Raw genomic sequence first — 13,139 nt, forward strand, 5'->3', positions numbered from 1 at the left:
GCCCACCGCGCTGTAAATCCCGCGAGTGCCGTACAGAGAGGGGAACCATCCGATGGGTCCCCGCGTGTCAGTGGTGTCGCTTACGATAATTTTTCACAAAAGGCCGTAGGTGCAAGCCGCGGGGACGCCTTCGCGTCGGGGGAGGACTGATCACGAGTGCGCACAGGCTGCAAGATCTTTTGCTGCGCTCCGCGTGGTAGCCGACGGGTTACTGAGCGGAGCGCCGTCAACCTGTCCCGGGCTCCTGCGCAGCACCCTTTGACGTCGTCTACCTCGCCAACTCGACCTGCACATTTGACCACCGGCTCGTAGCCTGCACTCCAGCCCGGTGGCGCTCAGCCCGGGTGAGCGGGTCCAGAAGCGCGGCATGAGCAAGGGAATTCCGGCTTTGACCAATGCTCTTTCGCATAGTCACTACTCCATGCTGGACGTCGACCAGGCACCTGAGACCCCTGGGCTGTACGCCTGGTATGTGAGCTTTCGAGCTAGTCCGCACGACTGGAAGATGAAGCCCAGCCCGGAGGGTGATCAGGCGATCGAGGGCTTCCTGCGGTTGCTCAGTAAGTACGCCGGCTACTACGAGCCGTTGCCCATCGCTCTGCGCGGGCGCGGTTCGTACGGCGCCGCATGGGAGGGCGAGCTCGAACTCGACACTCCCCTGCGTGATCCGGACGAGGGAAGCCACGCTGCCTCTGCGGAGGAGGACAAGCGTCTCGCGATACTAATGAACTCCTTGGACAGCGAGGAAAGACGGCGGGTGATGGCCACCATTTTGGAGATGGCGTCCCCGGTGTTTTCCTCGCCCCTGTACATCGGTGTCGCTGAAAATCTGCGCGAGCGCCTACGCACCCACCGCCGTGACTTCACCAAGGCGTACGACTGGCTGCGTGAACACCCTGAGGACGCGGAGACCGTCCGGACGAAGGGAAAGACCTTCGGCGCGCGGGCAGCCGCTCGCAATATGGCCATGGGCCACCTCGAAGCCTGGGTCATCGACCTAGGCGACCAAGCGGACAACGCTGTGACCATCAAGCATCTGCGAAACACCGCAGAGTCAGCCGAATGGCTGCTCCACCGGCTGTACGCGCCGATTCTCGGAAGGCAGTAGGACACGATGTTCGGCTCAGGAACCAAGCTCACCTTCCACAACTACGTCCAGGGGACGTGGGGCACCTTCGCCACGCCGGCCGGCCGCGTGGACTACATCATGACCAAGGCCCGGCTTGGCGAGGAGACCAACGAACCCGAGCGGCGGCTCACCAAGAGCCTCGCGCCGGTCCGTGAGGTCATGGAAGCAGGTGACCTGGACTTCAACCAGCTCCTGCAACGCGATCTGGACGACCACCGGGTCGCGGTAAACCTCATCCCCTACCTGTTGGATCTCAAGCCCACTGGGCCAGCGTTCTTCCCACCGATCGTCGCGGTCCTGCTGCCCTTCCGCAGCAAGCGCCCTTCGTTCTTCGAGTCTCTCGGCCAGCAGTCCGTGGTCGAGGACGACGGTGCCCGCTGGCAGCAGGAGCAGGCGGGCGCGTCTTTCCGCGTCCAGCGTCTGGTCGGTGCCGACGACCGCCTCCACTCGGCGAACCTCGGCAAGCTGTGGTGGGACGATTCCAAGGCGCAGCTCGTGGTCCTTGACGGCCAGCACCGTGCCATGGCCCTGCTGGCAGTGGAGCGCACCATGACCAAGAGCTGGCAGAACTCCGGGGTAGGCGGACGCTTCCGTTCCTTCTACGAGAATCAGGTCATCCAGGCCCTCCGCGACTTCGGCGATGTAGACCTCAGCCGCATTGAGGTTCCAGTGACAGTGTGCTGGTTCCCTGAAGAGACGGGTGAGCAGGCAAAGCCCCATGAGGCAGCCCGTAAGCTCTTTGTCGACGTAAACAAGGAAGCGCGTCCGCCCTCCGAATCGCGGATCATCTTGCTGTCCGATGCCGAACTGAGCAACGTGCTGACGCGCCGCATGCTCAGCGAGCTACGCAACGACACCAGTGATTCTCTGCTGCCCATCTACGCCGTCGAGTACGACAACCCGGAGGTGAACTCCACCCGGCCGGCCCGGTGGTCGGTGCTGACCAACATCCACCTCCTCAAATTTGCCGTGGACCGTTGCGTCTTCGGGCCCCCGAAGTACCTGAACAACGTCGCGCAGAAGATCGGAGGCCGGCTCAGCCAGACGGATCTAGACACCTTCATGCAGGAACAGCTGGACGTCCTCAGTCTTTTCCCTGATCAGTTCGAGGATGGCGGCTTCACTTACCAACGGGACAAGATCGGTAACACTGAGTTTCCCCTGGGGCAGCTGGACGTCATCAGCGACCGGTTCGCGGCTACTTGGGGGCGGGCCATCCTCACCCTCCTCTCGAAGACCGCCCCCTACGCTGCCCACGCCAAGGCGCTGACGCAGTCGAAGGATGAGTGGCACGTCGATGACACGGGTCTGTCTCTCGCCCACGATGCCCTGTTCGGCGGGGTGGGCGTGTTCTGGACGCTGCGAGACAGCTACGAGCACTACCTGGAGAAGAAGGCCGCAGGTGCGAAGGCGACTAAGTCCGACGTGATCCGCGCCTGGGAAGCGTTGAAGGGTCGCGAAGAGGCTTTCGAGACCTACCGGGCTCAGGCTTATCTGGACTCCGGACGCACTGGTGCGCTCAAGAAGTCGAAAGCCGCGTACGCTGTGTTCAATACGCATGCCTGCCAGCTGGGCATGATGATGACCCTCGGGTCGCTGTGGGAGCTGCGCAAGAAGCAGTCTGGCGGTGCCGATCTCAACGATCTCCCGCAGTTCGCTGATGCGCTTGTGGCAGCGTGGAACGCCTACTTCGCTCTGGAATCAGGTAAGGCCAAGGACCGCCGGCTCGCATTCAATAAGACCGAGGTCAGCCACCCCCTGAACCAGATCGCCAATATGGACACCCCGCAGGCGGTCTACTTCCGGTACTTCTGGCTCCAGGTGCTGGACACGCCTGAGGCGTGGGCTCACATGGCTCCATGGGTCGTGAATCGGGCGGTGTTTGAGGACGTGCTCAGCACAGCACGCGGCCTCTACCTGGGACTGTGCCAGGACCAGCAGTTCAAGGCGCTCAAGACCGGCAGTCCCGAGGCCAACGACACGAAGCTGCGGCCAGAGGCAGAGAAGACGGCTCGCGCTGCGCTCGGACGTGCGCTCAAGGAGTGGTTCTACGGCACCGACGAGCCGTACAAGAGCTGGCTGGCTCAGTTCGCCCAGGAAGGCGTGCCCACGCAGCAGCCGGACGACGCTGCCGAGGACCTCGCGGGAAGCGCAGAGGGAGCCGAGGATGAGCCGGTGACCAGTGTGGACGACCTGCTTGGTGAGTGAGCCGCGGTTCGGCGGCGGGGGCCGTTTCAGTCTTCTCCGCCGACTCCGGTAGATGTTCCACTGGCACGTAAAAGGTAGGAAAGATGTCGCCCTCGTTCTCGTCGCCCACGCCGACGTGGCAGGTCGTGCTGCCGTGGCTGGATCAGCTGGAGCCCGAGGAGTTGCTCGCACTCCAGAGGCTGGGAGGGCCAGCGCAGTGGTGGCTGCGTGAGACGCCGGAAGAGACAAGCTTGCGGCGTCCGTACATGGACGACGTCTTCGATTTGTTCGCATCTTTCCTCTGCTGGGGCAGTGGTTCAGTGCTGCTGGACGAGAAGCAGTTGCTCCTCCTGCTTCCCTTTCTGCCTAAGGACATGCCGACGGCGGAGTTGGCGTTGGACGCGAGGGCACTGGAAGTGCTGGAAGCGGCGGGCGGCAGGACGCTGGGCGAAGTGGGGCAACTGGCCGCGATGGACATCCTCAACCTGCCGAAGGTCCGCATCGAGATAAAGCGCGAAGTCCTCGCTGCTCTCGTGCGCGCGGGTGTCACGTTCCCGCAGCGGGACCGAACCGAGGAGTCCACGGTGCCGGCAGCAGCAGGATCAAGTTCGAGCGCAGAGCCGGACACCGCGATCTGTGAGTGGTTCGTCGGTCTGGACGCTCGACAGCAAGATCTAATCACCCTGCATCTGTGTGCAGTGTCCCCGTTGCCGGTCGATGAGCTTGCCGCGCGCTACCGCACCATGCGGCCGTGGATGACGCGGTTGCTTGACGAACTGCCCGAGCGGCTGGAGACCGCGGCTTCGGACTCCACCGGGATCCGTTCCGCCTTGACGCTGTTCAGCACTGCGACAGTAGCCCCCATCACACGCAGCGACCTGCTTGAGCAACATCCTTGGCTCGCGGTCAAGTTGCCGGGCAGCAACGTGATGGTGCTTGAGCTGTTGGTCGCTCTTCACTGGTCCGGGACCATAGATGGAGAGTGGCTGTTCAGCGGCTCGCTCGAGGAAATGCGCAAGCTCACCCGAGACGCACTTGATCTAGAAGCGGGAGAGTGCCTGTCCTGGGCCGCAACCAGACGGCTAATTGAAGGTACTAGCGAGTCCCTCAAGGCTACCGAGGGGTGGCTCCGCTACTGCGGGTTGCGGTTGGTAGACGACCGCCAGGTCGAACTCGGCGAAACCTCTCAGCCCGTCACTGATCAGACGGGCGCCTCAGCGGTGGAGGGCGACTACGAACTCGCTCCGCCACGACCTGCCACCGAAGCAGCATCCCTGGAAGAGGCTCTGAGGGGGTCGCCCGCTCAGACCCACGAGGACTCTCTCCCGGGTCCCGCGCAGTCTGGAGATGCGACGCCGGAGTTGATTGACGTACTAGAGCAGCTCCGCGAGTTCGCCTGCGAGCATCGGCCTGGCGAGCAGCTGGCCGATCTACTGCGCGACAGCGACGAGTTTCCCGAGCCATTGCGGACGCTGATGTCACGCATCCTCGCCGCAGTCGCGCGCGCCGACGGCTGGGAGCTGCCTGACGATGCCCTTTCCAGCGATGCTTCTGCAGCACCTGCCCGCACGCTTGATGCTGATTCCGCAGCCGGGAGCGGTTCGCGTCGCGAGACACTCAACGACCGAGCTTGGAACGTGCTCAACGAGCTCGGCCATCCACTGGACTCGAATCTGCTGGTCGATCGCATGGGCTCCGACGTGAACATCCGCTCGCTGAAAGCGCAGCTGCCCAGGGATTCCCGGTTCGTGCGGAGCGACGTGGACTCCTGGGCGCTCAATGAGTGGGGACTGCGCCCATACACCACGATCAAGGAACTCGTCACGGAGGAGGTGGACCTGGCCAACGGTTCGATTCCGACGGATGAGCTGGTCGCCATCCTGACCCGCGAGTTCACCATCAACGAATCCAGCGTCCGTCAGGTCGCCTCTTCCCCTCCCTTCACTGCGCGTGGCGGCGTGGTACGTCGTCTCAGCGACGTCCGGCGTGAGGAGCATGACGAGCGGGCTTCGGCCGACAGCAGTGCTGAGAGTCCTGACGATGATGGGCCGTCACCGGACGACCTGATCGATCTCATGGGGCTGTGATGAACAGACAGGATTCCGTGCTTCGCGCGGCCGATCTGCTCGCTGATTATCGCAGCGACCGCTGCGACATCGCCCGCGACTTCTACGTCCCCGCCCTGGCCGCTGCTACCTCCTACGACCGGGCGGTCGGATACTTCAGCGCATCGGTGCTGGCCGTGCTTGGCCGGGGACTAGATGACTTCGCGGCTCGCGGCGGGACGATGCGCATCGTCGCTTCCCCACAGCTCAACGCAGAGGACGTGAAGCAGATACAAGCCGGATACGAGTTGCGTGCCGTGCTGGAGCAGGCGGCTCTGCGCGACATCGAGCAGGCAACCCAGGACCCGCGGGCAGCCCGGGGGCTTGGCAAGCTCGGCCTGCTCGTGGCGGACGGCCGACTCGACATCAAGCTCGCATACATCAGCTCGGGCGACAGGATCGGTATCTACCACGAGAAGATCGGGATTTTCCGCGACGGACACGACCTGGTGGCCTTCAAAGGCAGCGCCAACGAGACCATGCCAGGGCTGGTCGGTAATTTTGAGTCCATTGAGGTGTTCCGCACCTGGGAGCCGGGGGACAGCACGCGCGCCGTACGGATCAGCCAGGACTTCGAAGACCTCTGGGACGATCGAACCCCGCTGCTACGGGTGATCGACTTTACCGCCGCCGCAAAAGGAGTCATCCAGGAGTGCGCGAACCGCACCGCATCTCAGATCGAGCCCGAGCTGCCGACCATGGACGGTGCTGTCATCACCCTGCCCCGCCCGGAGGCATCCGGACGGCTCGTCATCCCCGGCGAGTTGACCGTCCGGGACTACCAGAAACAGGCCGTCGAGCGGTGGTTCGCCAACGGTGGTCGCGGCATCCTGCGCATGGCCACCGGCACGGGCAAGACGCTGACTGCGCTGTCCGCCGCAGCACAGTTGACCCGCATGCTGCGCAGCCGGGACGAACCGCTGCTGACCCTCGTCATCGCCCCCTATCAGCACTTGGTCGACCAGTGGTCAAAGGACATTTCGTGGTTCGGCATGCAGCCGGTCCGCGCCTACGAGTCCACCGCTAGCTGGTACGGGAGAGCCTCGTCGCTTCTCGATGCCCTGGCGCTGGGGACGGCGAAGGGCGGTGTGATCGTCACCACCAACACCACCTTCGCTGCAGACCCGTTGCAGGGAATCCTGGCCCGCTACCGCGGTCGCCTGCTCGTCATCGCGGACGAGTGCCACAATTTGGGCGCCAAGCGCTTGCGAGAGAAGCTTCCCACCTCGGCCGGCTATCGGCTCGGGCTGTCGGCCACGCCGGAGCGCTGGTTCGACGACCAGGGCACTTCCGCGCTGACGGATTACTTTGGCGATGTCGTTTTCGAGATGGGCATCGGCGACGCCATCTGTGCGGGCGCACTCTGCCGTTACACCTACACTCCGGTTCTGGTCGAGCTGGACGACGAGGAGGCATTCCTCTATGCGGAAGTGACCGAGAAGATCGCCAGGATCATCGCGGTCCAAGGCTTCTCCGACGATACCGACGACGACAGCCCGCTCGGCAAGCTCCTGCGCAAGCGCTCGAACATCCTGGGGCACGCGCGAGCCAAGCTGCCTGCCCTGCACCGTGAGATCACCGCGCGCCGCGACGACTGGTACCAGCTGCTGTACTGCGCCGAGGGTCGCCATCCCCTCGCCTACGAGACCGGCGACATCGACGAGCAGACCCAACTTCAGCAGGCGCTGTCCCTGGTCGGTCAGGACTTGCGTATGCCGGCAGCTTCGTACACCGCCGAAACCAGGCGCGGCGAGCGACAGAATCTGCTGCGCCGATTCGCCGCAGGCACAGAACTTCAGGTCCTGCTGTCGATGAAGTGCCTCGACGAGGGAGTCGACGTGCCGGCGGCACGCACTGCCTACCTGCTCGCCAGCTCCTCCAATCCGCGGCAGTTCATCCAGCGCCGAGGTCGCGTCCTTCGCAAGGCCCCGGGGAAGGAACGCGCTGACATCGTCGACTTCATCGTCGTCCCACCGGACGGAGCAAGCGATCTGCAGCACGAGACCGAACGCCGAATGGTAGCCCGTGAGCTGACACGGGTTACTGAGTTCGCTCGGCTCGCCGACAACGAGGCACGCACCCTGGACATCCTGCGCCCGCTACGCCTGCGCTACGGGCTCTTGGACACCTGAAGCAATGTGAGCAACGCCAGTACAGCCCGAAGTGTGGAGAGAGGTCATGGGAACGACGGAGAGCTTGAAGGACATCATGGACGGCCTGTCGCCAGAGGCCAGGAAGCTTGTGGCGAAGGTGTGGCAACTCGAACGTGAGCACCTGCATGTCAAGAACCCAACCCTCCTCACCGATGAGATCGTTCGTGCCGCCAAGGAGCTGGCCAAATGAAACTGCTCAAGCTCACGTTGGAAAACTTCCGTGTCTTTCACGGCACTCAGAAGCTCGATCTTGAGGTTTCAGAGGACAAGCCCGCTGTCCTTATCTTCGGCATGAACGGTGCGGGCAAGACAACCCTGCTCAATGCTTTCACGTGGGCCTTGTACGGCACTTTCTCCGACGACGTGGAGCGCCAAGAGCGTGTGATCAACGACTACGTGTGGGCGCAGACCCCCTTCGGCGGACTGGTCAGCGCTTCGGTGAAACTTGAGTTCGAGCACGAGGGGCTGAACTTCACCGTGCACCGCGCGGTCACCACAACCAAGAACGCCGACGAGCAGAGCGCACTGCCCCCGAAGCTCACTGTCACCCAATCCGAGCATGGAGCCAGCACAACGGTCCAGAACGGTCAGGATCGTATCCAGAAGATTCTCCCCGCGGGCCTGCGCCAGTTCTTCTTCTTCAACGGTGAACGCATGGAGCGAATGTTCACCGGCGACCGTACGGATGAGGTCCAGCAGGCGATCAAGACCCTGATGGGTCTGGAAGAGATCGAACGTGCGATCGGTACCCACCTGCCGGCCGCCTCCCGCAAGCTGAGCCGTCAGGTGGGTAGCAACGGTGACGGGCGGCTGCAGGCGCTGACCGCCGAGCAGGACCGGCTGGAGCAGCAGAAGATCGACGTGCACAAGGAGCTGCTCCAGCTCTCGGAAAACGCTGCTGGCTATGAGCGCGAAGTCGAGGCGGCGAACCGAGCACTTCTGGCCAACGGTAAGGCGGCTCCGCTGCAGCGCCAGCGGGCCAAACTCAAGTTCCGACTCGATGAACTGGTGGCCAAGCGCATCGAGCGCCAGGAGCGAAAGCGGGACCTCCTGGCCAAGAACAGCTTCCTGGCGTTCACGGGCGGCATCGACAGCACGGTGCTGGACCTGGCCGAAGGTATGCGCAAGCGCCGGGAACTGCCCGCGGGCATCCAGCGTGACTACATCGACGGCCTGCTTGAGGACGGGCAGTGCATGTGCGGGCGTGACCTGCCCGAGGGCTCTGAAGCACGCATAGCGTTGGAAGAACGCCGCTACAACGCAGGACTCGCTGATGTCGAGAGCCGCTGGATGTACCTGCGCGGCAAGACCGCCGATCTCACCCTGGCCCGTGCTGATTTGCTCGCGAAACTGCGTGAGTGCGTTGCCGACATCGAGGACATCGAAGCGTCGATCAAGCAGATCGACGCTGAGATGAGCGACATCGCCCGCGAGCTCGAGGGCGTTGACGTGATGGACGTGCAGCGCCTGGAGGAGCGGCGCAAGGAGTTCGACCGAAAGCGCCTGGACGCGCTGCAGCAGCACCGGGAAGCCCAGTCACAGCTGACGGAGCTGGACGAGCAGATCGAAAAGGTGCGGCGGCAGTTCCACTCGGCGCGTGTGCAGGACGAGGAGTCCAAGCGAATCCAGCGTCAGGTCCTGCTGGTCGACGAAGTCCTCGACGCATTCCAGAGGATCTTGGCAGTGAAGACCGAGGAGGTCCGCCAGCAGCTCGATGCCAAGGTCAAAAGCGTCTTCGGACGAATCTGCATCAGGCCCTTCACGCCCAGCCTGACCACCTCCTTCGCCCTTGAACTCGTCAATCACTCGGCGGGCGTCGCGGCGGCCCGCAGTACCGGTGAGAACCAGATCCTGGGCCTGTCGTTCGTTGGCGCCGTCTCCGAATTGACGAAGGAGACGTACGACCGCAAGCAGAAGGCCACAGACGCTGTCCTGGGGGGTGGCGGAGTGTATCCCGTCGTCATGGACGCTCCGTTCGGGAACCTCGATGTGGCATACCAGAACGACATCGCCGAGTCGCTGCCGAAGCTGACGTCCCAGATCATCACCCTGCTGTCGAAGTCCCAGTCCCGCGGCATGGTGCTGGAACACCTCGGGCAGGCCGCATCGCGCATGTATGTGCTGCGTTCATACACCACGAACTCGGACGCCGATGAGGACAGCATCACCATCCACGGCCGTGAGTTCCCCTATGTCTCTCACGGCGAGTTCAACCACACCGTCCTTGAAGAGGTGACTGCCTGATGGCCGTTGAGATCCGGTTCCGGCGCCCTGCCGAACACGAGCAGTTGCTGGCCCTCCTCACTGGCAAGGACGGCCCCTTCCGAGCCAACTACGAGGCGCTGTTGTTCGCCGCCGCTCTCGGCCGCAGGAAAGAACGGCGTGTCGAGTTCGAGAAGTCGGGTGAACCGATCCGCTACGCCCTCGTTGAGAACCGGCCCTACGGCGATGTGCTCATCGACCTGATCGCCGCTGCCGAGGTCCCCGACGATGCGAAGATCCTGGGTGACGACCGGCTCGCCGACCGATTGAAGATCTTCGAGGACTACGCCAACGGCGGGCTGCACTACCTCCAGGGAGAGATCAACGCTCGGGGTAGCCGGGACCTGGTCGCGATCGTCAGTTCGCTCGTGCTGGACGCGCTCACACCGGCGGCTGACCAGGACGATGACCCCGTCAAGGACATGCTGGACGCCCTGGAGTGGTAGCAGGACGCCGCCGCGGGCGGCCCGTCGGGCGCCCGCAGTGCGCCTACTGGTGTTGAGCTGCAGGTCTTCGCAGCTCACAGAGCCACGGTCCGCTCTCCGGCCCCAGCTGGTTGGCAACCATTGACCTGAAACACCCCCGAACGCACGAGATGTGGATCCTCACGTGACTGGCCCGATCGAATCTAAGTCCCCCCTCTGTATAGCGCTCGTCGACCTGCTGCCGTCACTGCGCTGGGGTGATCCACGCCAATTGGGCCCGTTGCTGGAAGACCCCCGCCTGCCTGGAATGTGGTGGAACGACACGTCGCTCACCGACGTCATGGCCACCATCAGCGCTGAGGAAGTGGCCCACCGCGCTGCGCAGGCCCTGCGTGCCCACTGGCCGCACCTGACGCTCGGCGAGGCGCTTCCCAACCTGTGCTTCTGCCCGGAGGGCCAGGAAGCGGACTTGCGGGTCACGATCGAGCAAGCGGCGTCGGACGCAGGCGCCGAGGAAGGTGTTGAGGCACTGGCGGGGCTGGTCCGACCGCTCCTTCGCCCTTTCCTCATCGGTGGGCGGAACCTGATGGAACCCATCGCCGCGGCTTCCCGTGACGAATCGGCCGCAGAGCCAGACCAGGACGTCCGCGCTCTCACAGACATGCTGGTGCTCCTGGTCCCGGCCGACGCCCCGCCCGCTATCCGCGCCGCCGCCGACACCCTGCGAGCTTGGGCCCAGGAACACCCAGATGAGGACAGCAGCACCCCCGCCCCGGACGCAGACGAGCAGAGCAAAGCGACGCCCGGTGGGAAAGCCGGTCCGGCAGCCGAGTCGGCACTGTTGGAGAGGCCCCTCGACGCGCTCGAGAGCCTCATCAACGACTGGGGCGAACGTCAGCTGGCCGTCGCGGCAGGACGTACCTTCGGCCAGAACCGGACCTCCTTGGAGACCCTCGGCGAGCAGTTCGGGGTAAGCCGGGAGCGAGCCCGGCAGATCCAGGTCGAGCTGGAGAAGAAGCTCCAGCTGTGGCTCCACTCAGCCGCCGGTCAGCCGTTCCTCGGACACCTCCTCGCTGTCCAGGAACTTCTTGGACCAGTGGCCACCGAGACCGAACTACGCGAACTCCACCCGGTCCACGAACTCACAGTCCCCGCTCTCGACCTCCCTCTCTGGCAGCTCATCGCCTCGCTGCTTCCCGACCGCACTTGGACAAGCGGCTGGCTGGCGGAAGGCGATCTCGACGAGCGCATCGAACAGACGCGGGCAGAGCTGACACGCCGCTGCAGTGAGTCGGCCCCGGTCTGGGCCGAGGTGGTGGAGCTGCTAGGACAACTTGGCATTCGCGAGGCAGCCGCGGAAGCGTGGCTACTGGCGGTCAAGGGCTTCCGCGTCGCCGAAGGACACCTGCTGCCCTGGGGCCGCTCTGTCAACGACCGGGCCGAAGCGGTTCTCATGCTCGTCGGGCGCCCTCTCGCGATGGAGGACCTTCTGGCACGCCTGGACGACGGAACGGCGCTAGCCAGCCTGCGCAACCAGATTCAGACCGACGACCGCTTCATGCGGCGCGACCGGGATCTGTACGGTCTGCGGCGTTGGGGCGGTGTCGAGTACCTCGGCATCCGAGAGATGATCATCCGGGAACTCGAATCCGTCGGTGGGGAAGCCAAGTCCGAGGACATCGTCACCTCGCTCTGCTCGCAGTTCGACGTTTCTGACAAGTCCGTGCGTGCCTATCTCGCCGCTCCGGAATTCGAGCGCTTTAAGCGAGGCTGGATCCGCGTAGCGGCCTCCACCGAGACCGGCGCGGCCGATTACCAGCCGCGACGCGACGTCGCACAGACCCGGCGCTGTTTCCAAACCGGCCAAGGCACCTGGTGGTACCGACTCGACGTGAACGGTGAACACCTGCGCGGATCCGGGTTCACCATCCCGGCCGGCTTCGCAGCGCATTTGGGCCTCGCTCCCGGCGGTCGATTGGAACTGTCCCACGACGTCGGTGACATCCAACTCGTCTGGCGCAACCAGCCCAGCTGCGGTTCAATTCGCCCCCTGCTCGAACGCATGGATGCGGTCGAGGGGGACCACGTCTTCGTGGCGGCAAAGGACGGTCGCCTGAAGGCACTGCGCCTGGCCGACGAACCGGAACTCAACCTCACGGACACGCAGCGAGCCCTACGGCTCATGGCTCTGTCCGGCCAGGTCACGGAGAAGGACATGCCCGCCGTTCTGGGCAGACGCATCGGTCTCACAGACGCGACGACCATGGATGAGGTACTCGCTCACCTGCGAGTTCGAGGCGACAAGGACATCCTGGAACTATTGAGAGAGCAGTACGAGCCCGGGCTTAGCGGTACAGCCGTGCTGGATGGAGAGTTGAGCGTCCCGGCAACGCCCGCAGGAGAGCTCAGCAGCGCGACGACTCCCCAGCGTGGTGCGCCCGAAGCACAGCCAACAGGCAACACTGAGAATGCGGCCAATCAGCCCGTCGAGCCTGAGTTTCGGGACCCAGCGTGGGACGAGGAGATCATCCCACTGCTCGACGAGGGCAGCGAAGCCGACCTGATTCGCCTCGCCCAGGCAGTCGCCAACCGGGGCAAGACCGCCCCAATCTTCGGTTTCGAGCTCGGTGAAGGAGGCTGGCAAGCCGACTTCGCCTGGGATCAGGACACCGCCAAGGTCGCCGTCGTCTCCGCCGTGACACACGGCAGCACGGCCCCAGAAGCCGAGCCCCGCGACGCCGCTTACAGGGCCGCAGGCTGGACCATTCGCAGCGCCGTCGACTGGCTCGCCCACCTTGACGAGCTGCTCGCCCTGCTCCCGGACGCAGCTCCCGGCAGCTGAAGAGGCGCCAGCACGCCACGCAATCCCATCGACGAC

The 13,139-nt window shown here is 64.3% G+C and carries 8 protein-coding genes; all 8 read left to right on the forward strand.

Annotated features, from left to right (window positions below; all coding sequences use genetic code 11):
• Nucleotides 1-367 precede the first annotated feature (367 nt).
• The 8 genes from IE239_RS30965 to IE239_RS31000 all read left to right on the forward strand — a co-directional run bounded on the left by IE239_RS30965 (nucleotide 368) and on the right by IE239_RS31000 (nucleotide 13,103).
• Nucleotides 368-1,108: a GIY-YIG nuclease family protein gene (locus tag IE239_RS30965; RefSeq protein WP_190152735.1), complete on the forward strand. Its 741-nt coding sequence runs from the start codon at nucleotides 368-370 to the stop codon at nucleotides 1,106-1,108.
• Between the two features lie 6 nt (nucleotides 1,109-1,114).
• A complete protein-coding gene (locus IE239_RS30970) occupies nucleotides 1,115-3,337 on the forward strand; it encodes a ParB N-terminal domain-containing protein (RefSeq protein ID WP_190152736.1) in 2,223 nt (740 codons plus the stop codon).
• Between the two features lie 83 nt (nucleotides 3,338-3,420).
• Nucleotides 3,421-5,403, forward strand: coding sequence for a hypothetical protein (locus IE239_RS30975; RefSeq protein WP_190152737.1), 1,983 nt, complete (start codon nucleotides 3,421-3,423; stop codon nucleotides 5,401-5,403).
• The gene (locus IE239_RS30980) at nucleotides 5,403-7,553 is read left to right on the forward strand and encodes a DEAD/DEAH box helicase family protein (protein WP_190152773.1); all 2,151 of its coding nucleotides are present in this window, start codon (nucleotides 5,403-5,405) and stop codon (nucleotides 7,551-7,553) included. Before IE239_RS30975 ends, IE239_RS30980 begins: the two co-directional genes overlap by 1 nt.
• 46 nt (nucleotides 7,554-7,599) lie before the next feature.
• Nucleotides 7,600-7,764 (forward strand): hypothetical protein, encoded by a 165-nt coding sequence (locus tag IE239_RS30985; protein ID WP_190152738.1) that lies wholly within the window; start codon nucleotides 7,600-7,602, stop codon nucleotides 7,762-7,764.
• Entirely contained in the window at nucleotides 7,761-9,818 is a 2,058-nt protein-coding gene (locus IE239_RS30990; RefSeq protein ID WP_190152739.1) for an AAA family ATPase, read from the forward strand. Before IE239_RS30985 ends, IE239_RS30990 begins: the two co-directional genes overlap by 4 nt.
• The gene (locus IE239_RS30995) at nucleotides 9,818-10,282 is read left to right on the forward strand and encodes a DNA phosphorothioation-associated protein 4 (RefSeq protein ID WP_190152740.1); all 465 of its coding nucleotides are present in this window, start codon (nucleotides 9,818-9,820) and stop codon (nucleotides 10,280-10,282) included. Before IE239_RS30990 ends, IE239_RS30995 begins: the two co-directional genes overlap by 1 nt.
• Nucleotides 10,283-10,445: 163 nt before the next feature.
• Nucleotides 10,446-13,103 (forward strand): sigma-70 family RNA polymerase sigma factor, encoded by a 2,658-nt coding sequence (locus IE239_RS31000; protein WP_190152741.1) that lies wholly within the window; start codon nucleotides 10,446-10,448, stop codon nucleotides 13,101-13,103.
• Nucleotides 13,104-13,139: the final 36 nt, after the last annotated feature.

The sequence above is a fragment of the Streptomyces humidus genome, assembly GCF_014649655.1.
Taxonomy (GTDB): Bacteria; Actinomycetota; Actinomycetes; order Streptomycetales; family Streptomycetaceae; genus Streptomyces; species Streptomyces humidus.